20 protein-coding genes and 1 pseudogene are annotated in these 20463 nt (G+C 69.3%); 8 read left to right on the forward strand and 13 right to left on the reverse strand.

The annotated features are described in order from the left end of the window. The first annotated feature begins 13 nt into the window (after positions 1 to 13). The gene (locus tag ACK41C_RS00205) at positions 14 to 916 is read left to right on the forward strand and encodes a hypothetical protein (RefSeq protein WP_409648879.1); all 903 of its coding nucleotides are present in this window, start codon (positions 14 to 16) and stop codon (positions 914 to 916) included. On the opposite strand, the gene ACK41C_RS00210 is transcribed toward ACK41C_RS00205, so the two are convergent. Then, on the reverse strand, positions 913 to 2535 hold the full coding sequence (locus tag ACK41C_RS00210) for a sensor histidine kinase (protein WP_409648882.1): 1623 nt from the start codon (positions 2533 to 2535) through the stop codon (positions 913 to 915). The genes ACK41C_RS00205 and ACK41C_RS00210 overlap by 4 nt on opposite strands. A 195-nt stretch (positions 2536 to 2730) precedes the next feature. Here ACK41C_RS00210 and ACK41C_RS00215 point away from each other — a divergent pair, with 195 nt between their 5' ends. Both ACK41C_RS00215 and ACK41C_RS00220 read left to right on the forward strand, forming a co-directional pair. Further along, positions 2731 to 3516, forward strand: a complete 786-nt coding sequence (locus ACK41C_RS00215; RefSeq protein WP_409648885.1) for a sensor histidine kinase — start codon at positions 2731 to 2733, stop codon at positions 3514 to 3516. A 44-nt stretch (positions 3517 to 3560) separates the two neighbouring features. Next, on the forward strand, positions 3561 to 3995 hold the full coding sequence (locus ACK41C_RS00220; protein ID WP_409648888.1) for a SufE family protein: 435 nt from the start codon (positions 3561 to 3563) through the stop codon (positions 3993 to 3995). Between the two features lie 4 nt (positions 3996 to 3999). Here ACK41C_RS00220 and ACK41C_RS00225 read toward each other — a convergent pair whose 3' ends face one another. The 4 genes from ACK41C_RS00225 to ACK41C_RS00240 form a co-directional block, all read right to left on the reverse strand. Further along, a complete protein-coding gene (locus ACK41C_RS00225) occupies positions 4000 to 4491 on the reverse strand; it encodes a PAS domain-containing protein (protein ID WP_409648891.1) in 492 nt (163 codons plus the stop codon). A gap of 191 nt (positions 4492 to 4682) precedes the next feature. Further along, entirely contained in the window at positions 4683 to 5108 is a 426-nt protein-coding gene (locus tag ACK41C_RS00230; protein WP_409648894.1) for a MucR family transcriptional regulator, read from the reverse strand. Between the two features lie 222 nt (positions 5109 to 5330). Then, a complete protein-coding gene (locus ACK41C_RS00235; protein ID WP_409648897.1) occupies positions 5331 to 6563 on the reverse strand; it encodes a DUF2336 domain-containing protein in 1233 nt (410 codons plus the stop codon). Positions 6564 to 6643: 80 nt separating this feature from the next. Continuing rightward, positions 6644 to 7528, reverse strand: a complete 885-nt coding sequence (locus ACK41C_RS00240) for a crotonase/enoyl-CoA hydratase family protein (RefSeq protein WP_409648900.1) — start codon at positions 7526 to 7528, stop codon at positions 6644 to 6646. Positions 7529 to 7658: 130 nt separating this feature from the next. Here ACK41C_RS00240 and ACK41C_RS00245 point away from each other — a divergent pair, with 130 nt between their 5' ends. Next, positions 7659 to 9197, forward strand: a complete 1539-nt coding sequence (locus ACK41C_RS00245) for an acyl-CoA synthetase (protein WP_409648903.1) — start codon at positions 7659 to 7661, stop codon at positions 9195 to 9197. Here ACK41C_RS00245 and ACK41C_RS00250 read toward each other — a convergent pair. The 3 genes from ACK41C_RS00250 to ACK41C_RS00260 form a co-directional block, all read right to left on the reverse strand. Next, positions 9194 to 10222, reverse strand: a complete 1029-nt coding sequence (locus tag ACK41C_RS00250; protein ID WP_409648905.1) for a saccharopine dehydrogenase family protein — start codon at positions 10220 to 10222, stop codon at positions 9194 to 9196. The two genes, ACK41C_RS00245 and ACK41C_RS00250, sit on opposite strands and share 4 nt — an antisense overlap. Before the next feature lie 84 nt (positions 10223 to 10306). Next, entirely contained in the window at positions 10307 to 11911 is a 1605-nt protein-coding gene (locus ACK41C_RS00255) for an NAD(P)/FAD-dependent oxidoreductase (RefSeq protein WP_409648908.1), read from the reverse strand. A 28-nt stretch (positions 11912 to 11939) separates the two neighbouring features. Next, positions 11940 to 12317, reverse strand: coding sequence for a winged helix-turn-helix transcriptional regulator (locus ACK41C_RS00260; RefSeq protein WP_409648911.1), 378 nt, complete (start codon positions 12315 to 12317; stop codon positions 11940 to 11942). An 88-nt stretch (positions 12318 to 12405) separates the two neighbouring features. On the opposite strand from ACK41C_RS00260, the gene ACK41C_RS00265 reads away from it, so the two are divergent. Next, positions 12406 to 12825 (forward strand): GFA family protein, encoded by a 420-nt coding sequence (locus ACK41C_RS00265; protein ID WP_409648914.1) that lies wholly within the window; start codon positions 12406 to 12408, stop codon positions 12823 to 12825. Between the two features lie 264 nt (positions 12826 to 13089). On the opposite strand, the gene proS is transcribed toward ACK41C_RS00265, so the two are convergent. Next, positions 13090 to 14649 (reverse strand): proline--tRNA ligase, encoded by a 1560-nt coding sequence (gene proS / locus ACK41C_RS00270; protein ID WP_409648917.1) that lies wholly within the window; start codon positions 14647 to 14649, stop codon positions 13090 to 13092. Positions 14650 to 14754: 105 nt separating this feature from the next. Here proS and ACK41C_RS00275 point away from each other — a divergent pair, with 105 nt between their 5' ends. After that, the gene (locus ACK41C_RS00275; RefSeq protein WP_409648920.1) at positions 14755 to 15204 is read left to right on the forward strand and encodes a MaoC family dehydratase; all 450 of its coding nucleotides are present in this window, start codon (positions 14755 to 14757) and stop codon (positions 15202 to 15204) included. Between the two features lie 199 nt (positions 15205 to 15403). Here ACK41C_RS00275 and ACK41C_RS00280 read toward each other — a convergent pair whose 3' ends face one another. The 3 genes from ACK41C_RS00280 to ACK41C_RS00290 all read right to left on the reverse strand — a co-directional run bounded on the left by ACK41C_RS00280 (position 15404) and on the right by ACK41C_RS00290 (position 17133). Then, complete coding sequence (locus ACK41C_RS00280; protein WP_409648923.1) at positions 15404 to 15622, reverse strand: dodecin; 219 nt, start codon at positions 15620 to 15622, stop codon at positions 15404 to 15406. Between the two features lie 167 nt (positions 15623 to 15789). Continuing rightward, a complete protein-coding gene (locus tag ACK41C_RS00285) occupies positions 15790 to 16227 on the reverse strand; it encodes a CBS domain-containing protein (protein ID WP_409648925.1) in 438 nt (145 codons plus the stop codon). 78 nt (positions 16228 to 16305) lie between these two features. Beyond that, positions 16306 to 17133 carry a trypsin-like serine peptidase gene (locus tag ACK41C_RS00290; RefSeq protein WP_409648928.1) on the reverse strand — a complete coding sequence of 276 codons (828 nt, stop codon included), beginning with the start codon at positions 17131 to 17133 and terminating at the stop codon, positions 16306 to 16308. A 160-nt stretch (positions 17134 to 17293) separates the two neighbouring features. Here ACK41C_RS00290 and ACK41C_RS00295 point away from each other — a divergent pair, with 160 nt between their 5' ends. Both ACK41C_RS00295 and ACK41C_RS00300 read left to right on the forward strand, forming a co-directional pair. Continuing rightward, on the forward strand, positions 17294 to 19378 hold the full coding sequence (locus tag ACK41C_RS00295) for a S9 family peptidase (protein WP_409653841.1): 2085 nt from the start codon (positions 17294 to 17296) through the stop codon (positions 19376 to 19378). Positions 19379 to 19403: 25 nt separating this feature from the next. Next, positions 19404 to 19940: pseudogene (locus tag ACK41C_RS00300) on the forward strand (N-acetyltransferase family protein). A 10-nt stretch (positions 19941 to 19950) separates the two neighbouring features. Here the strand turns inward: ACK41C_RS00300 and ACK41C_RS00305 are convergent. Continuing rightward, a complete protein-coding gene (locus ACK41C_RS00305) occupies positions 19951 to 20412 on the reverse strand; it encodes a hypothetical protein (RefSeq protein ID WP_409648931.1) in 462 nt (153 codons plus the stop codon). Positions 20413 to 20463: the final 51 nt, after the last annotated feature.

The following is a 20463-nucleotide window of genomic DNA, read 5'->3' on the forward strand; positions in this document are numbered from 1 at the left end:
AAAAGACAGGAACATGACGAGCCAGCGCCGACCAGCGCGGCCGGCGTGTCGATGGGCGGGGGTGTTCGCGGGCGCGGCCCTGGCCGCGCTCCCAGCGGCGGCGGCGGCCCAGGCGCTGGACCTCTTCTACGAACGCACGGTGATGAGCGCCGCCGACGCGCGCTGCGGCCTTTTCGAGCCCGGCGTCCGCGACGCGCTCGCCGCCGGCCGCGTCCAGGCGCGCGGCGCGGCCCTGCGCGCCGGCGCAGACGCCGGGGCGCTCACCGAAGCCGAGGCGCGCGCGCGCCGCCAGGCCGCGGCCTTGCCTTGCGCCTCGCCGGAGCTGGCGCGCGAAGCCGCGCGCATCCGCGAAGCGTTCGCCGGCTTCGCGCGGATCGAACGCATGACCTATCCCGGCGACGTCGCCGAATGGCGCGCCGACCGCGGCGCCGGCCGCGCGGTGCGTTGGCGCCTGCAGCAGAGCGCACGCTTCGGTCCGGATCGGATGATCTTCGGTCTCGCCGGCCGCGAGGGCCTCGACGCCCTCCTGGCGGTGGGCGAGTTCGCCGACGGCCGCCAGCCCTATGCCGCGCGCCTGGTGCTGCGCAATCGCGACGCCACCCGCGGTCCCTATCTCGACACCCGGGGCCAAGCCCTGGCCGACCTGCCGCTGACGCGGCGCCTGCCGCCGCCGTCTGCGCGGCGCGCCTACACAGCCGAGGCCCGCAGCCCGGCCGGCGTCGAGCTCCTGCCGCGCGACATGAAATCGGGCTGGGCCTTCCGTTTCCCGGCCGAGGCCGCCGGGGCCCTGGCCGGGCTCGACCCGCGCGAAGCCGTGGCGGTGGAGTTCCTGTTCGCCGGCGATCAGGTCCGCCGCGCCTATCTGGAAGTGGGCGACTTCGCCGCCGCCCGCGCCTTCCTCGCCGCCTCGCGTTAGGACGTCAGCACCACCGGCAGGCGCACCCGCACCACCGTGCCCTCGCCCAGCCGGCTCTCGAGGGTCATGTCGCCGCCGTGCAGTTCGGCGAAGGCCCGCACCAGCGAGAGGCCGAGCCCCGTCCCCGCTGCCTTCTTCTCCGGGTCCCCGGCCTGTTCGAAGGGGCGGCCGATCCGCTGCAGGTCTTCCGGTGCGATGCCGGCGCCGGTGTCGGCGACCACGATCTGCAGGTCCTGGCCCGCCGCGCGGGCGATGACGCTGACCCCGCCGCCCTGCGGCGTGAACTTCACGGCGTTGGAGACGAGGTTCAGCACGATCTGCTTCAGGGCCCGCCGATCGGCGTCGACGAGAAGCGGCTCCTTCGGCAGTTCGCCTCGCAGCTGCACGCCGGCCCGGTCGGCCTGGCCGCGCATCAGCCGCAGCACGCCGGAGACCGCTTCGCGGGCGTCGAAGCGCTCGCGGTTCAGCTCGAACCGCTCCGCCTCAATCTTCGACATGTCGAGGATGTCGTTGATCAGGTCCAGCAGGTGCGCCCCGCTGTCGTGGATCAGGTCGGCATATTCGCCGTAGCGGTCGGGCATCGGGCCGAACAGCCGCTGCCGCATGATGTCGGAAAAGCCCATGATGGCGTTGAGCGGGGTGCGCAGCTCGTGGCTCATGCCGGCCAGGAAGCGCGATTTGCCGGCGCTGCGGGCCTCGGCGGCCTCGCGGGCGGCTTCCAGTTCGCGCTCGCGGTCGCGGTCGGCGGTGGCGTCGCGCAGGGCGCCCACCAGCCCGCTGGAGCCGGTGCGGCGCAGGCTGAGCACCAGCCAGGCGTCGGGCGCATTGACGGGAACGAAGCCCACCTCGGCGCGGCCGGCCTCCATCGCCTCGCGCAGGGCCTCCTGGATGCGCGCTCGGTCGCCCTCGGCCGCGACGTCGGCGATCTGGCGGTTGGCGGCCAGGTCGCATTCCACGCCCGGCGGCCGGAGCCCCCAGGCCGAGGCGATGCGTCCGCCGGGATAGATGGCCGCCAGGGCGTGCGGCTGGGTGGCCAGCACCCGCTGCAGCCGGGCGTCGGCCTGGTTGCGGGCGCGCTCCTCCTCCAGCACGTGCCGCTGCAGCATGATCAGAGCCGCCGAAAGGCCGAGCGCCGTGGTGGCCGCCGCCGTCAGCCCCAGCGCCAGCGACACGCCGGGATCGGGGATGAACATGTCGAGCGTGGCGCCGGCCACCGCTGAGGCGCCGACCGAGGCGATGGAGACCGCGGCGCCGAGCGCCAGCCGCCGCACCTGCCCCATGGCCGCGGCCGCCGCCAGCGGCGCCAGGTGCCAGGCCGAGAGCGGGCCGGCCACGCCGCCGGTGAGGACGATGGCGGCGGTGACGCAGATCCCCCAGGCGAACAGGCTGATCCGCCGGCTCCAGCGTCCGGCGAGGCGGCTGACGAAGAGCAAGGCCGGGGCGGCGCCGAGCGCGAGCGCCGCGGCCGGCGGGCCTTCGAGCCCCACCGTGAAGGCGAGCGCCAGCGCGGCCACGGCCAGGGCGCCCAGCCAGGCGAGATTCCACCAGACCACGCCTTCGACGCGGGCGAGGCGGCTCGCCGGCTTCAGGGCGCTGGTATAGGGCAGGGTCTCGGTCACGGCTCGATTCTCGGAGTTCCGGCCAAGCCGGGACGGCCGGCGACCTTAGCCGGCACAGAAGCCTCCGACGAGGCGGCTCGCCCAGCGCGCGATCCCGCGCCGTCCTCGCTCCGGCCTGGGCCGGGAAACGAAATCGTAAGCGCGTCCGCCTTAGGCTCGCAGCTTCCAATCCTGGCGAGGCGGTCCGTATCGTCCATGGTCAAGGCGGTCCACGCCCATGTCGAGACGACGCCGGAGCCTGCGGCCGAGGGCCCCGCCGTGCGGGCGCGCGGGCGGCGCGAGCTGGCGCTCGACGAGACCAAGCGTTCCTTCCTGCGCATGGTCAGCCATGAACTGCGCACGCCGCTGAACTCCATTCTGGGCTTCTCCGAGATCATCGCCTCGGAGCTCTACGGGCCTCTGGGGTCTCCCCAATACAAGGAATATGCCGGAATCATCCGGGCCAGCGGGATGCGGCTGCTCAAACTGGTGAACCAGATCCTCGAGATCGCCCGTCTGGAGGGCCGCGCGGTGGACCTCGACCTGCGCGCCGAGGCCCTGGATCACGCGCTGGACGATGTTTTCGACGGGCTTTCCGACGAAATCCGGGCGCGCGGCCTGCGGATGGCGGTCGAGAGCCAGGGCGCCCTGCCCTCGGTGGTCGCCGATCCGCGCGGCCTGCGCAGCATCCTGACCAATCTGGTGCAGAACGCGGTCGCCTTCGCGCCGGAGGGGTCCACCGTGTGGATCAAAACGGAACGCCATGCGGAGTTCGTCGACATCGCCATCGCCGACGAAGGCCCGGGCGTCGACCCGGCCGACATTCCCCGCCTGCTGCGGCCTTTCGAGCAGGGGGAGAACGCCTTGATCCGGCGCAGCGAAGGCGCGGGCCTCGGCTTGCCGATCGTCGAACTCCTCTGCACCGCCATGGGCGGCCGGCTGCGGCTGACCTCGGAGCCCGGCCGGGGTCTTACCGCGCTCGTCCGCCTGCCCGCGGCATGAGCCGCATTGCGCCGGGGCCCCGCCGACCTTAAGTCGCGGGCGTGATGACCGGCTCCGACACCATCGACGGCGCTCTCGCCGACCTCGCGGAGGAATTCGACCTGCTGGGCGACTGGGAGGAACGCTACCGCTATGTGATCGAGCTCGGCCGCGAGCTTGCGCCACTCGCCGATCCGGAGCGTAGCGAAGCCAACAAGGTCCGCGGCTGCGCCAGCCAGGTCTGGCTAGTGACCGAGCCGCAGGCCGACGGGACGGTGCGCTTCCGCGGCGATTCCGACGCCCACATCGTGCGCGGGCTCATCGCGGTGCTGCTGCGCCTGTTCTCCGGCCGCCGGCCGGACGCCATCGCCGGCTACGACGCCAAGGCCGCGCTCGACAAGTTGGGCCTGGCCGGCGCGCTTTCGGCCCAGCGGTCCAACGGTCTGGCCTCGATGGTGGCCCGGATCAAGCGCGACGCCGAAGCTCTCGCCGCCGCCTGAAGCCTCAAGCCGCCCGGATGCCGCTGGCGCCGGTGTCGCCTTGCAGGCCGACCACGGCGTCGTAGCCCAGGATCATGTCCACGTCCTTGCCGTTGGAGGCGAGCGGTAGGCGCAGCCACAGAATCGACAGGTGCGCCGCGCCGCGCCAGGCCAGGCTGTGCACGCCCACCGCCGGGCGGCGATCGGCCACCACCTTGGTCAGCTCCGAGCGCCAGTAGTCGGCCGCGGCAGTGTTGTAGATCTCGCTCAGCTTCCGGCCGGTGATCTCGCGGCCATAGACGCCATAGAGCCCCGTTCCGGCCAGCCGCAGGCGGAACTCGGGCGGATCGCCGATCACGTCGATCAGGCTGACCGTGGGCAACAGGCGCTTGAAGGCTTCCGGGTGAATGTCGCCCCGTCCAGGCAGGCGCGGACCATGCCGCAGCCCCGACCAGTAGCTGTACAGCTCCTCGTGGGCGCGGGCGGCCGCCGCCGATGCTCCGATCTGTGCCGCCATATTCAGATTCCTTAACAACCCCTTGGAATCACGACGAATCACATATCGCCCGATGCGCGATTCGGCGGCAAGGGCAAATCGGCGGGTGCGACGTCAAATCCGGCGAAAAGGTGGCGAAAGCGCCTCATCCGCCCTTCGCAAACGAAAACGCCCGCCTTTCGGCGGGCGTTCCGGAAACGTGTGGGAGGGCCTTACTTCGCGCCGCGTTTGCGGGGCGCCTGGCGGCCGCCCTGGCCGAGGCCCATTTGCTTGGCGAGGTCCGAGCGGGCCTTAGCGTAGTTCGGCGCCACCATGGGATAGTCCTTGGGCAGGCCCCACTTCGCCCGGTATTCCTCCGGGCTCATATTGTACTTGGTGCGCAAGTGCCGCTTCAGCGACTTGAACTTGCGGCCGTCCTCGAGGCAGACGAGGTAGTCCGGCGTGATCGAACGCCGAACCGGAACCGCCGGCTCCTTCGGCGCGGCTTCCTGCACCTCGGCACCGGCCGAAATCCCGGCCAAGGCGCGATGCACGCTCTGGATCAGATTGGGCAGATCCGCGGCGGCGACGGAATTGTTTCCGACATATGCGGAGACAATATCCGCGGTCATCTCGATAACTTCTGACTTTTCGTCCATTTTCCGAGGTTCCGTGAGCGCCTTCGCGGCAATTCTGGGGGATGACTGATTCACGACATCAGTAGTGGGTCATTATACCGAAGTCGCAAGGGGCACAAGCCCGCAAAACAGGTTCGTCTCAGGGGAACAAGCTCAATCTAAAGAAGAACTGCTGCATCGCATCATGCGGCCACGCCGCATCGCAGTAAGCTGCCCGGCGAAGCCCGATCCAGGCTTTGGCGTCTAGCGCCCAAATTCCTTGGAAAACGCCAGCATGGCGGCTCTTTGCGGAGCGGAGTACTCGTCGAGCGAGTCTTCGTCTCCATCTCGGATCGCGCGCAACAGGGCCGGCGTCAAGGCCGAGGTGAGCGCCCAGTTCCAGTAGCGCAGCACCGTCTGCGCCCGGTCGACGGCGATGCTGTCATAGGTCTCCAGCACCCGCTGCAGGGCTTCGGACGGCTCCCCCGACCGTTCCGTCTCGCTGCGCTTCAGCCCGCGCCAGAGCGCGCGGACCGCCTGGCGCGGCAGGCCGGTGGCCTTGCAGAGGATGGCGATGGGCTCTCCACCCGGATCGGTGAAGATCTTGGCGCCGGTCATCGGCTTCAGGCCGGAGAGATAGGAGATCTCCTCGGCGATCTCGCGCGTCAGTTCCGACTGGCCGGCGGCGACGGCTTCCTCGAGGCTTGCGAAGGGGCTGCGCGCCAGAGCCGCGCGGTTGCGCTGGCGCCGCTCGATGAACTGCAAGGCCTTGCGGGTCAACGGATCCTGCCAGTCCTCAGCCGCGGCGAGGGGGAAGATATCGCTGGCCGCCTCCTGCAGCACCTCGCGGCTGACGGCGAAGCGCTGAAGGATGGCCTTGCGGGTGTCGGTGTCGGCCCACCAGAACAGCACATAGGCGTGGGCTGGGCGCAGTTCCGGACGTCGCAGGAGGGTGGCGGTGATCCGCGAGTCGCCTCGTGTGGAGGCGACGATGGCCTCCACCCCGGCGTTGGAAAGCCGCGCGGTCTCGTTGCGCAGCAGACATTCCAGCACGACGATCTCGCCGAACTCAATCAAGGTGTCGCTGACCACTTCGCTGACCCCGCGGCGCAAGGCGATCAGCCGGCGGTGCTCCAGATGGGTCATCCGCGCGCAGTCCAGCAGGTCGGCGTCGGAAAGCGAGGCGCAGTGGACCAGCAGTTCCTCGGCCACGTCCACCTCGTCGCGCAGCAGCAGGCGTACGAGGCTGGCAGGAATCTCGGTCAGGCCGGCCAGCCGGTGGGCCACCTTCTTGCGCTCGGCCGGGCTCGCCTCGCGCAGCATGTCCACCAGCAGGTCGGCGGTCATGGCCCGCTCGAAGGCGTTCACCCGCGACGACGGCAGGCAGACCACGTCGGCCAGTCGCCTCAGCAGCGCCCCGCGCGAGCGGAACTGCGGCGCAGGCGCCTCGTCCGCCTCAGGCGTGTCGAACTCGGTGTGGGGCGCAGGCTGGCTCATCGGATCCCGGCGGAACGGCCCGGGAATCGAACCACACCGCCGTTAACCGGTCGTTTCCTATGGGAAGCCGCGTCTTCCCCCTACCGAAACTTCGGCGCCTCCCAATGATCCCAGATGTCCGGCAGGTCGCTGGAGACCTTGTCGGGATAGTTCGGCGGCCGCTTCTCCAGGAAGGAAGTCACGCCTTCCCGCGCATCGCCCATGGCCCCGCGGATGGCGATGGCGCGGCTGTCGGCCATGTGGGCGTCCATCGGGTGGGCGGCGCCGGCCATGCGCCAGATCAGCTGGCGGGTGATGGCGATGGAGACCGGCGCGGTGTTGTCGATGATCTCCCGCGCCAGGGCGCGGGCGGCTGGCAGCAGCTCGTCCGGGGCATGCAGGGAGCGCACCAGCCCCTTGTCCAGCGCCTCCTGCGCGCCGAACACCCGGCCGGTATAGCACCACTCCAGCGCCGTCTGGACGCCCACGAGCCTTGGCAGGAACCAGGAGGAAGCCGCCTCCGGATTGAGGCCACGCCGGGCGAAGACGAAGCCGAACCGCGCCTCGGTGGAGGCCAGCCGGATGTCCATCGGCAGCTGCATGGTCACGCCCACGCCCACGGCCGGGCCGTTCACCGCGGCGATGACCGGCTTGAGGCTCTCGAAGATGCGCAGAGTGGTTAGCCCGCCGCCGTCCCGCTGCACGCCGCTCTGGCTGCGGGCGGACAGCGCCTCGCCGCCTTGAGCCTTGTAGTCGAAGGTCTGGGCGCCGCCGGCCAGGTCCGCCCCGGCGCAGAAGCCGCGGCCCGCCCCGGTCACGATCACCGCCTTGACCGCATCGTCGGCGTCGGTGGCGTCGAAGGCGGCGATGATGTCCTTCATCATCTGGGTGTTGAAGGCGTTCAGCCGGTCGGGCCGATTGAGGGTGATCGTCGCGATCCCGTCTTCCACATCGTAGAGCAGGGTTTCGAAGCTGGGCGCGGCCATATCGTTCCTCCGGTGATTTTCCCGATCTCGCCGCGCTTGACGGACGGTCCGTCAAGTCCCGCTAATACGCCTGAACAACGATAAGTCAGGGAGGCCGGGCGGGCCCATCCGCCCGGGCAGCACAGCGTCCATGCATCCGTCCGTCCACGCCAAGGAACACCCCGATCGCGCCGCCTACATCATGGCGGGCACGGGCGAGACCGTGACCTACAAGGAGCTCGATGAGCGGTCGAACCAGGGCGCCCAGCTCTTCCGCTCGCTCGGCCTGAAGGCGGGCGATGTCATCGCCATCCTGATGGACAACCATCCCCGCTATTTCGAGATCGCCTGGGCGGCTCAGCGCTCGGGCCTCTACTTCACCTGCATCTCGTCCAAGCTCACCGCGGGCGAGATCGAGTACATCATGCAGGACTGCGAGGCGAAGGCGCTGATCGTCTCGCCCGGCGTCGGGCCGGTGGTGGACGAACTGCCGCCGTTGCTGCCCGGCGTGAAGCTCTACATGGTGGGCGAGACCCGGTCGCCGTACGAGAGCTACGAAGCCGCCCGCGACGCCATGCTCAAGACGCCGATCCCCGACGAGAGCGCGGGCTCGGACATGCTCTATTCCTCCGGCACCACCGGCCGCCCCAAGGGCATCAAGCCGCCCCTGACGGGCGCCAGAATCGACGAACCCAGCCCGTTGGCGATGATGGCCCAGGCGCTGTTCGGCTTCAGGAACGACAGCGTCTATCTCTCCCCCGCCCCGCTCTATCACGCCGCGCCCCTGCGCTGGTGCATGAGCGTGCAGCGCCTCGGCGGCACGGTGGTGGTGATGGAGAAGTTCGATCCGGAAGAGGCCCTGCGCCTGATCGAGAAATACAGGATCGACGTCGGCCAGTTCGTGCCGACCCATTTCGTGCGGATGCTGAAGCTGCCCCCGGAGGTGCGCGCCAAGTACGACGTCTCCTCCATGCGTTCGGCCGTCCACGCCGCCGCGCCCTGCCCCATCCCGGTGAAGGAGCAGATGATGGAATGGTGGGGCCCGGTGATCCACGAGTACTACGCCGGCTCGGAAGGCAACGGCTTCTGCTACATCGGCCCGCACGACTGGTTGGCCCACAAGGGCTCCGTCGGCCGCGGCATGACCGCCGAGGTGAAGATCTGCGGCGAGGACGGCGAGCCCCTGCCGCCGCGCACCGAAGGCGTGGTCTATTTCGCGAACGGGGCGCCGCTGACCTATCATAACGCGCCCGACAAGATCGCCGAGAACACCAACAAGTACGGCTGGACCACGCTCGGCGACGTGGGCTGGCTCGACGAAGAGGGCTTCCTCTACCTCACCGACCGCAAGAGCTTCATGATCATCTCGGGCGGTGTGAACATCTATCCGCAGGAGCTGGAGAACCTGCTCATCACCCATCCCAAGGTCGCCGACGCCGCCGTGGTCGGCGCGCCCGACGAGGAGATGGGCGAGAAGGTGGTGGCGGTGATCCAGCCCGCCGACTGGGATTCGGCCGGCGACGACCTGAAGGCCGAACTGGCCGCCTTCTGCCGGGCCAACCTCAGCCACGTGAAGTCGCCGCGGGTGATCGACTTCATGCAGGAACTCCCCCGCCACCCGACGGGCAAGCTCTACAAGCGCCTGATCCGCGACGCCTACTGGGGCCGGGAGGGGTCGAAGATCGTCTAGCGACGCGCCGGCTCTGACCTCGGCTCCTCCAGGTGGAGGCGGAACGGCTCGGGCGACAGGCTCGAGAGGAACTCGTAGGCGTCAAAGATCTCCCCTGGAGCGAAGACGCCGCCGACTTTCAGCTCCGCCGCACGCTCGGCCGCCGACACCACCAAAGGCGCGGTCACGGCGTAGATGTCCTGCCCCGTCAGCCAGCCGCGCCGGCGGGCCCCGCCTCGGGTGACGACGCACTCCAGGAGAAAGACCTGGTCTGATCGCCCCTTCGCGTCGACGGCGGTCGGCGCCGGAGTGTCTGGATCCCGCAGCTCCGCGAGCGGCTTGGTCGAGAAATAGCTTCGAACCTCTCGGCTCTGCAGATGACGCGGAATAAGGGCCATCTCGGTGAACGACAGCTCGACGACCTCCTGATCGCCGAATGGGGCCGGAAAGGCCCAGCGCCGCTGAGGCGCGGGCGTCTCGATCGGTTGCAGCGTTTGTTCCCGCACCATCAACCGCGGCGCGGTGTTCCGCTGGCCGGTCAGGCGCGTGCCGGCGGTAGGGCGCCAGCTGCTCAGGGCGATGGCGATCTCTATCCGGTCCGCCGAGGTCCAGTCGCCCAGCGTGACCGTCGCCAGGAGATCGCCCAAGCCGCCATAGAAGGCCACGGCCGGCAGAACCGGCGTTTCCGCCTGGCGAGCCGCATCCCCGAACCGACTGAAGGCGTCGAGCGCATAGGCCTGTTCGGCGGCGACATCGAGATAGGGGATCCGCGCCCGGAGCGCCGCCTCGATCAGCGGCTCAGCCGTATCGAGAAACGGCCCCGCGCAGTTGATGACGGCGGCGCAGCCCTCAAGCGCAGCGTCCAGGGCTTCCGAGGCGTCGAGCGGCGCCACTCGGATCTCGCCCCCGGCGACCTCCTTCAGCCGGTTCGGGTCTCGGCCGGCGAGGATCGGCCGGTGACCGCGCTTGATCAGCTCCGCCACCACGAACCGCCCGGTATGACCGGAGGCCCCGTAGACAAGAACCGGAAGGCCGGGCGCAGACATCGGAACCTCCAGATTCGCCGACGGCGGAAACGGCGGCCTTGATCGCACGCGCCGCGGCTCAGGGCTGGCGGCTATCGGACGTCGTCATTCGCCGACCATGTCCCGCGCCACGGCTTCCGCGACCTTGATGCCGTCGACGGCGGCGGAATAGATCCCGCCGGCGTAGCCCGCGCCCTCGCCCGCCGGGAACAGGCCGCGGGTGTTCAGGCTCTGGAAGTCGGCGCCGCGGGCGATCCGCACTGGCGAGGAGGTGCGGGTCTCCACCCCGGTCAGCACCGCGTCCGGATGGTCGAAGCCGGGGATCTGGCGTGCGAAGGCCGGCAGGGCCTCGCGGATGGCGGCGATAGCGTAGTCCGGCAGTACGGCGGAAAGATCGGCCGGCGTCACGCCGGGTCGATAGGACGGAACCACCTCCCCCAGGGCGGTCGACGCGACGCCCGCCAGGAAGTCCCCCACCCGCTGGCCCGGCGCGGCATAGGTCCCGCCGCCGGCGTGGAACGCCTGTTCCTCCCAGTGGCGCTGCAGCTCGATCCCGGCCAGGGGATGGGCGCTCGGATAGTCGGCCGGCGTGATCCCGACCACGATGCCGGCATTGGCGTTGCGCTCGTTGCGCGAATACTGGCTCATGCCGTTGGTGACGACGCGGCCGGGCTCCGAGGCCGCCGCCACCACCGTTCCGCCTGGACACATGCAGAAGGAATAGACGCTGCGCCCGTTCGAACAGTGGTGCGCCAAGCTGTAGGCGGCCGCGCCCAGGTCCTTGTGGCCGGCGCTTGGGCCAAAGCGCGCGCGGTCGATCCAGCTCTGCGGATGCTCGATCCGGAAGCCGATGGAGAAGGGCTTGGCTTCGACGAACACGCCGCGCTCGTAGAGCTTCGCGAAGGTGTCGCGCGAGCTGTGGCCCAGAGCCAGCACCACATGGCTGGCCGCGATCCGCTCGCCGCTCTCCAGCACCACCCCGCGCAGGCGCCGGTCGGCGTCGATATCGAAGTCTGTGACCTTGCTCTGGAACCGGTACTCGCCGCCCAGGGCCTCGATCTTCGCCCGCAGGCTCTCGACCATGGTCACAAGCCGGAAGGTGCCGATGTGGGGATGGGCCTCGGTGAGGATCTCCTCCGGCGCGCCGGCCTCCACGAACTCGGTCAGCACCTTGCGGCCCAGGAAGCGCGGGTCCTTGATCTGGCTGTAGAGCTTGCCGTCGGAGAAGGTGCCGGCCCCGCCCTCCCCGAACTGGACGTTGGATTCGGGGTTCAGCTCGCTCTTCCGCCACAGGCCCCAGGTGTCCTTGGTGCGCTCCCGCACCACCTTGCCGCGCTCCAGCAGGATGGGCCGAAAGCCCATCTCCGCCAGGACCAGCATGGCGAAGAGGCCGCAAGGGCCCGCCCCGATCACCACCGGCCGCGGCGCGCCGGCCGGCGCGCGCGAGACATGGCGATAGGTGGTGTCCGGCGTCGGTCCGACCTTGGGATCGTCGGCGAAGCGCTTCAGCACCGCGGCCTCGCCGCGCACCTGCACGTCCACCGAATAGACCATCAGGATCGCGCTCTTGCGCCGCGCATCATTGGCCCGGCGGGCCACGGTGAAGTCGATCAGGTCAGCCTCGGCGATCCCCAGCCGCGCCAGGATCGCCTCGCGCAGGGCCTCCGGCGGATGGCCGAGCGGCAGCTTCAGTTCGGTGATGCGGAGCATGACCGGGGCTCTAGCACGATTGGCGGCGTCAGGGCTGCGCGACGCGCCGCTGCATGAACGCCTCCGGCGCGCGCCAGGTCTCCGGCAGGCGCCGGTTCGCCCAACGGCAGATTTCCTGCAACACCGGCAGCAGCCCCTCGCCCATTTCGGTCAGGCGGTACTCGTGACGCACGGGGTTGGTCTGGTAGGCGCGCTTGGCCACCAGCCCCGCCGCCTCCAGCCGCGCCAGCCGGTCGGCCAGCACGCTGGTGGTCACGCCTTCCGGCGAATCCAGGAACTCCCCATAGCGGCTCTTGCCGTTCAGCATGTCGCGCACGATCACCAGGGACCAGCGGTCCCCCACCAGATCCAGGGTGGTGGCGATGGGGCAGCCGGAGCGCGGCTCGGGAATTTGGGCGGGCTTCATCCGCGGAAGCTGGGACGGTCGCTTGCGGAATGCAAGTTTCCCCCCTAATGTCACTTGCAATTTCCAAGTCACTGAGGTGGAGGAAGTCATGGCGTTCAGCGGCGGGTGCCTGTGCGGCAAGGTCCGTTACACCTGCGAGGGAGAGCCGCTGATGGGCGGCCACTGCCATTGCGTCGATTGCCGCAAGTCCAGCGGCTCTGGCCACTGCTCGCACCTGGTCGTGCCGGCCGACAGCGTGAAGATCGAGGGCGCGGTCGCCACCTATGTCTCGCCGGCCGACAGCGGCAATCTGGTCAGCCGCGCCTTCTGCCCCACCTGCGGCGCGCCGGTCTATTCCACCAATGCGGCCATGCCGGGCCAGATCTTCCTGAGGGCCTCCAGCCTGGACGACCCGGAGGTCTTCACGCCCACCATGGTGGTCTACGCCAGCCGCGCGCCGTCCTGGGACCGGATTGAAGGCGGACTGCCCACCTTCCATGAAATGCCGCCCGGCGGCCCGCCGGTTTGAGCGGCCCGCGTCCCAGGTGTCATCCCGGTTTGCGAAGCAAGACCGGGACCCATGAACGCCGAGGATTCAAGCACATCCGGGGCACTTAGTATGCATGGGTCCCGAACAAGCGCTCCGCGCTTTCCGGGATGACATGGAGTGAAACTCGCGCCTAGAGCACGATGCGATCAGACGGAATCGTCTGATCGTTGAATCGTGCTTTAGATTCAAAAGTTTGAGCGCGTTCTGATCGCAAAACCGGGGCCCACTTTTGCGGAACGCGCTCTAGTAGGCCCGCCCGATCAGGATCTCCTCCACACCCGGCTCGCCGGTGAAGATGCAGGAGCCGAAGGTCTGGGGCTGGTCCATCGGCGCGTTGCGCAGGGTGAGCTTCAGAGCCTTCAGCCGCTCCTCCACCGCCTCCAGGGCCGCTCCGCTCGGACGCGACCAGGGCGCGCGGACCCAGCCCCTGAAGGCCGAGGCTTCTTCTTCCTCGTCGGAGAGGGCGCCGAAATAGTCGGCCACCTGGTCGAAGGTGGTCAGGTCCGAGCGGATGTTGGCGACCAGCCGCGCCTTGGCCTCGTCGTAGAGCGCCTGCTGGATTTCGGCGAGCAGGCCGGGGACGGCGGCCACGAACTCGTCGCGCGCCATGGCCTGGCTTTTCACCTTGTCGCCGTCGCGCAGGGCGTCGCGGCGCATGAAGGTCACCTGGCCGCTCGCCGCGTCGCGCGGACCGAGTTCGACGATGATCGGCGCGCCACGGCGCACCCAGTTCCAGCGCTTGTCGGCCGAGCGCTGGGCGCGGGTGTCGAGCAGGGCCCGCACCGGCTCGCCCAGGGCGAACTGCGCGTTCAGGTCCTTCACGAGGGCCTCGGCGAAGGCCAGCACCTCGGCGTCCTCGGGCTTGTCGCGCAGCATGGGCACGATCACCACCTGGCGCGGCGCGATGGCCGGGGGCAGGCGCAGGCCGTCGTCGTCGCCGTGGGTCATGATCACCCCGCCGATCAGCCGGGTGGAGACGCCCCAGCTGGTCGTATGGCAGTATTCCAGCTGCCCTTCGTCGTTCTGGAAGCGGATGTTCTGGGCGTGGGCGAAGCTCGTCCCCAGATAGTGCGAGGTCCCGGCCTGCAGGGCCTTGCCGTCCTGCATCATGGCTTCGATCGAATAGGTGTTGTCGGCGCCGGGGAACCGCTCGTTCTCCGGCTTCTCGCCGGCGATCACCGGCAGGGCCAGCACCGTCTCGGCGAACTCCCGGTACATCTCCAGGATATCCAGCGTCTCCTTGCGCGCGTCCTCGCGGTCGGCGTGGGCGGTGTGGCCCTCCTGCCAGAGGAATTCCGAAGTGCGCAGGAACAGCCGCGTGCGCATCTCCCAGCGCACCACATTGGCCCACTGGTTGATCTTCAGCGGCAGGTCACGGTGGCTCTTCACCCAGCGCGAGAAGGCGTCGCCGATGATGGTCTCCGAGGTCGGCCGCACGATCAGCGGCTCTTCGAGCTTGGCGTCCGGATCGGGCGCGAGCTTGCCGTCGATGTTCTTCAGCCGGTGGTGGGTGACCACCGCCATCTCCTTGGCGAAGCCCTCCACATGCTCGGCCTCCTTGGCGAAGAAGGACAGCGGGATGAACAGCGGGAAGTAGCAGTTGTCGTGGCCGCTTTCGCGGATGCGGCGGTCGAGGGTCTGCTGGATGCGCTCCCAGACGCCGTAGCCCCACGGCTTGATAATCATGGAGCCGCGCACCGGCGAGACCTCGGCCATGTCGGCCTCGCGGACGACCGCCTGGTACCAGTCGGGGAAGGTCGATTTGTTGCCGGTCGTCCGGCTGACGGAGAGAGCGCGTTGCATGGCCGCTGTTTAGAAGCATCGCCCCTGCGCTGTCATCCGCTTCCACTTCGCCCGAAACCGCTCTAGAGGTCGAACACCTGTTTCAAAGCCTCGAGGGAGCAAACGATGAACCCGGTGGAGTTCAAGGACCTGCCCGGCCTGGTCGGCCAGGAAGTCGGCGTGTCGGACTGGGTCGAGATCACCCAGGAGCGCGTCAACCAGTTCGCCGAAGCCACCGGCGACCATCAATGGATCCACGTGGACGTGGAGCGCGCCACCCGCGAGATCGGCGGCCCGATCGCCCACGGCTACCTGACGCTCTCGCTGATCCCGTTCCTGTCGCAGGGCCTGATGCCGGTGAAGGGCGTCACCCGCGGCATCAACTACGGTTCCGACAAGGTCCGCTTCACCAACATGGTCCGCGTGGGCAAGCGCATCCGCCTGCGCCAGAAGCTGATCGGCGCCGAGCCCAAGTCGGGCGGCGTCCAGCTGAAGAACGAGTGCACCATCGAGATCGAGGGCGAAGAGCGCCCCGCCTGCGTGGCCGAGACCATCTCCATCGTCTACGGGGCCTGAGGATAGCGCCGGACAAACGAAAGCCCGGCGTTGCCCTTGTTCAGGGTGCGCGCCGGGCTTTCTTTGATCGGTCTCGTTTCCGTTTCCAGATCGAGGAGCCGACCTCGATCAGACAGCTTTCGCTCTTTGATCCGACGTTCCAACCTTCAAGCGGCTTTGGGGTTCCCGTCTCCGCGAAAAAAATCCGCCCGCGGAACGCTCAGCTGTCGAGGGTGAAGCCCACCTTCAGCCGCACCTGATAGTGCGCCACCTGCCCGTTCTCCACGTGCCCGCGGGTCTCGACGACCTCGAACCAGCGGACGTTGCGCAGGGTCTCGCCAGCCCGGCCGATCGCCGTCTGGACCGCGTCCTCGATGGACGCCTCGGAGGAGCCCACCAACTCCACCACCTTATAGACATGGTCCTCGGGCGTCGGCATGGCGCTCCTCCTCGTTGTCGTCCGATGAGGGGTGAACACGGCCGCGCCGAACCCGTTCCGTGAAGAGGCCGATCACCTGAAAGCCCGCCTCTCCCGCTGAGCGGGAGGGGGGAGGAAAAGAGCTTGGCTCTCGGCCTAAACGACAGCCTCGGCGGCTCGAGAGCCTGCTAGTGGATCGACTGGTTGTGCTGCCCGCCGGCGCGTGAGATGGCCGACAGCGTCTGGCCGGTCTCCTGCGGTCGGCAGGCCTCGGTCAGATCGCCCAGGGAGACGATGCCCACCAGCCGCTTCTGACGGCTCAGCACCGGCATCCGGCGGATCTGCTCGTCGGCCATGGTCTGCAGCGCCTCGTCGGCGTCGTCGTCCTCGAAGCACCAACGGACTTCCTCGGTCATCGCCTCGCGCACCTTGGCGTCCGGGCCCTTGCCCTCGGCGATGCCGCGGATGGCGATGTCGCGGTCGGTGAGCATGCCCACCAGCCGGTCGTTCTCGCCCACCGGCAGGACGCCCGCGTCGCACTCGCCCATCAGCCGCGCGGCTTCGCGCAGCGTCATGTCCGGGCTGGCCAGCCGGACGTCGCGCGTCATGCATTCCGAAATCTTCATTCGAGCCTCCGTCGGTTCCTGCCCCGCGCCGCCCCGGTTGGGAAACCGGCGCGCGACGACGGGAGTTCCGGGGGGGCCCTAATCCCGGGCGACGGCTTCTTCGGCCGAGGCCGCCTTGGCGCCGACCACAGGTTCCGACCGCGCCACCGTGACGGGCGCCAGGGGGTTGTCCATCAGGGCGAGCGTCTCGCGGATGAACTTGGCGTGGGTGACGATGCCGATCTCCAGCCGCTCGTTGTTCAGCTCCACCTGCTGGGTCAAGAGACCGGCGATGAACTGCACCTCCTGCGGTTCGGCCGCCCCCACCCGCTTGCGCGCGGCCTGCGACATGAACACCGGGCCGCCGGAATTGCCGGGGAACACCGTGAAGTCGAGCAGGAAGGTCGGGAACACCTGGGCCGGAGCCACCGGGAACGAGGCCACGCGCCCGGCGCGCAGGATCGGGAAGCCCGCCTGGTTGGCCGCCAGGCCGCGCGGGAAGCCGAGCGCCATCATCTCGTCGCCGGCGCCGACCTTGTTGGCCTGGAAGGTGTCGTCCTCGGCCAGCCAGTTCAGCGGGATCGCCGCCTTGGCGAATTCGGCCGGCGCGGTGATCGAGATGGCGGCCACGTCGCGCGAGGGATGCCGCGTCCACAGAGCGCCCCCGCCCTCGTCGCGGATGCGCAGGGTCTGGGGCGAATAGCTCCAGCTGCCGTCGGCGTTGGCGATGCGATAGCCGATGCGGGCGTCCTTGCCGGGCATCTTGGCCAGCACGTGGTTGGCGGTGACCAGCACGGTGCGGGGCGCGCCGTCGGGCGCCGTCGACTGGATGAGGAATCCGGTGCCGACGGTTCGGGTGCCGTCGCCGAGCGGCTGCTCAAGCTGCACGGTGGCGTGGATCAGCTCCACTGACAGGTCCATGACCATGGACGCCCCCAAACCCGGAAATAAGTATGCGAAGGACTATCGGCCTTGTTGGTTAATCGCCTGGTTAACGGGAAGCAAAAATCGCGTGAATCGGATGCGCCGGATCGCCGCGCCGGCGTCCGAGCTTGAGGACCGGCGCGGGGCGCCGCATCTAGCCTCCATGACCCTGCCCAAGCCCCCGGCCGCGCGCCGCGATCCGAAGACCATCGAGCAGCTCGGGCGCACGCGCGCCGATGACTACGCCTGGATGAAGGACGACAACTGGCGCGAGGTGCTGCGCGACCCCAAGGCCCTGCGGGCCGACATCCGCGAGCACCTGGAGGCGGAGAACGCCTACACCAAGGCGATGCTGGCGCAGACCGAGGCCCTGCAAGCCCAGCTGTTCGCCGAGATGAAGGGCCGCATCAAGGAGGACGACAGCTCCGTCCCCGCCCCCGACGGCCCGTGGGACTACTATGTGCGCTACGAGATCGGCGCCGAGCACCCGATCCATGGCCGCCGCCGCCGGGGCGAGTCCCACGGCGAGCAGATCCTGCTGGACGAGGAAGCCCTGTCGAAGGGCAAGGCCTTCTTCCAGGTCGGCGCGGCCCACCACAGCCCCGATCACGCCCTCTACGCCTGGGCCGCAGACGAGCAGGGCTCGGAGTACTACACGATCCGCGTCAAGGATCTCGCCACCGGCGACACCCTGCCCCAGGCGGTCGAGAGCGCCTATGGCGACTTCGCCTTCTCGCCCGACAGCCGATGGCTGTTCTGGATCTGGCGCGACGAGAACGCGCGGCCCGCCAAAATCTTCCGCCGTCCGGCCCGCGGCGGCGAGGACGTGCTGGTCTATGAGGAGCCGGACGACGGCATGTTCCTGGGCGTCGGCGTCGCGTCCGACCGCAGCCACATCCTGATCCACATCGGCAACCAGGAGACCACCGAGATCCGGCTGATCCCGGCCGCCGAGCCGACCGCCGAGCCGGTGGCGGCCGAGCCGCGTCAGGTCGGCGTGAAATACGACCTCGACCACTGGACCGACCGCTGGGTGATCCGCACCAACGCCGACGGGGCGGTGGACTTCAAGCTCATGACCTCGACCGCCGCCGTCCCCGCCAAGGCGACCTGGGCGGAGTTCGTCGCCCATGAGCCCGGCCGCTACATCACCGGCTTCGCAGCCTTCGCCGGCCATCTTGTGCGGGCCGAGCGGGTGAACGCCCTGGATCGCCTGGTGGTCATGGCCCGCAGTGGCGACGAGCACGCGATCGCCTTCGAAGAGGAGGCCTACGCCCTCTCCCTCGAGGGCGGCTACGAGTACGAGACCACCCTCACCCGCTTCGTCTACCAGTCGCCGACCACGCCGCGGCAGTGGTTCGATTACGACATGGCCACCCGCGAGCGCACTCTGCGCAAGACCCAGGAAGTGCCGTCCGGCCACGATCCCGCCCGCTATGTCGCCCGGCGCCTCTACGCCACGGCCCCCGACGGGGCGGAGGTGCCGATCACCGTCCTGATGCTGAAGGACACGCCGCTGGACGGCTCGGCGCGCCTGCTGCTCTACGGCTACGGCTCCTACGGCCATGCCATGGAGCCGGCCTTCTCGATCCGCAATCTATCGCTCGTGGACCGTGGATGGATCTGGGCCGTGGCCCACATCCGCGGCGGCTCCGACAAGGGCTGGGGCTGGTTCCTCGAGGGTCGCAAGGAGAAGAAGACCAACACGTTCATAGACTTCATCGCCTGCGCCGAGCACCTGGCCGAGAGCGGCTACGGCGCGAAGGGGAAGATGGTGGCCTATGGCGGCTCGGCCGGCGGCATGCTGATGGGGGCGGTGGCCAATATGCGGCCCGACCTCTGGGCCGGGATCATCGCCGCCGTGCCGTTCGTCGACGTGCTCAACACCATGAGCGACACCACCTTGCCGCTCACCCCGCCCGAATGGCCCGAGTGGGGCAACCCGCTGGAGGACGCCGAGGCTTACGACCGCATCGCGTCCTACAGCCCCTATGACAATGTGACGGCCCAGCCCTATCCGGCGATCCTGGCCACCGGCGGCCTCTCTGACCCGCGCGTCACCTATTGGGAGCCGCAGAAGTGGGTGGCGAAGCTGCGCCAATACTCGACAGGCGAGGCCCCCATCCTGCTCAAGATCAACATGGAGGCGGGCCACGGCGGCGCTTCGGGCCGGTTCGACTTCCTGAAGGAGATCGCCCTGGACTACGCCTTCGCCATCTGGGCGGTGGACCGGGCGTGGGCGCGCTGAGGCCGGCGGGGTCGGGAGGAAAGCCATGCTGATACGCCCTGCGACCGAGGCCGACGCGCAGGCCCTCGCCGCCATCTACGGCCACCACGTGCTGCACGGCTTCGGCACCTTCGAAGAGGTCCCGCCGACGGCGCAGGAAATGGACGCCCGCCGCCGCGCCGTCCTCGAGCGCGGCCTGCCCTATCTGGTCGCCGAGAGCGAAGGGCGGGTGCTGGGCTTCGCCTATGCCGGCCCGTTCCGGCCGCGGGCCGCCTACCGCTACACGGTCGAGGACAGCGTCTATGTCGCCCCCGAGGCCCAGGGACGCGGCGTCGGTCGGGCGGTGTTGTCGGCGGTGATCGGCGCCTGCGAGACGTTCGGCGTCCGCCAGGTGGTGGCGGTGATCGGCGATTCCGCCAACGCCGGCTCCATCGGCCTGCACACCGCCCTCGGCTTCAGCCATGCGGGCGTCGGCAAGGGCTTCGGCTTCAAGCACGGTCGCTGGGTCGACATCGTCTAGATGCAGAAGGCGCTGAACGGCGGCGATGCGACGGCGCCTTCGGGCGAGGGCCTGAGACTTTAGCCCTACGCCTTCAACGGCCCGGACATCCCATCGCTCGCGCCACTCCTTTCAGAAACCCCCGTCGCGCCGTTCCGGCCAGGACCGCCTCCTGGAACGCCCGCTCCTTCCGTTCCGCGCCGATCATCCATCTGAGCGCCCAGCGATAGGGAATGGCGCCGCGGATCGCCCCAGTCATGGCGCGTTCCACCACGTTCGGATCGCCCTCGGCGTCCGACGCGTCCAGATCGGGACCCAGCTCGACGTCCAGGGCGGAAATATCGATCTCGATCGTCGCGCAGGCGGCGGGTTGGGCCAGCACGTAGGGCCCGTCCTTGGCGGCGGCCAGGGCCGGCGGGATATCGGTGGCGCCGGTCAGCAGGCCTTCGCCGCGATCCGCAGCCGGCGGCGCGCCGGTTGATCTTGAGGTCGTGGCGCAGGCGGTCAAGGCCAGGCCGATCACCAGGGCCAGGACGGCGGTGGGGACATGGGGCATGACTTGCGGCTCCGCGGTCTCCTCCCGCTCCCACGGTCACGACCGTCGGGC

Origin of the sequence: Phenylobacterium sp. (assembly GCF_046290725.1) — a bacterium.
Classification (GTDB): Bacteria; Pseudomonadota; Alphaproteobacteria; order Caulobacterales; family Caulobacteraceae; genus Phenylobacterium.